Annotated in this window: 1 pseudogene; it reads right to left on the bottom strand. The window is 33.0% G+C overall.

Going from position 1 to position 300, the window contains the following annotated elements:
- Window positions 1-277, bottom strand: a pseudogene (locus EII42_RS12750) (hypothetical protein); the annotation flags it as partial.
- Window positions 278-300: the final 23 nt, after the last annotated feature.

The following is a 300-nucleotide window of genomic DNA, read 5'->3' as shown; positions in this document are numbered from 1 at the left end:
GATGTTGATTATCTAAAAACAGCACCATAAAAATTTCTCGATCCTTATTTTCTAATTCTGTTTGTAAATACATTCTTACTGTATCAGGACTGGTAAATTCTTGAGCAAACTGTAATTCTTGTAATAAATAACGCTTAGTCATTTCAGTACAGGCTTGTAATTGTACAAATTGGGTAATGCCTAAACCTTTCATTTGGCAAAAGTGCTTTTGATCAGCATTGATTAAGCCTCGTAATGATGAAAAATGCGAAAGTACTTGCTCAGACAATTGCATCACAGGGCAATTTTTTATACCTGTAC

It is taken from the genome of Tessaracoccus sp. OH4464_COT-324, from assembly GCF_003932855.1.
Taxonomy (GTDB): domain Bacteria; phylum Actinomycetota; class Actinomycetes; order Propionibacteriales; family Propionibacteriaceae; genus Arachnia.
This window is presented reverse-complemented; position numbering and strand designations above follow the sequence as displayed.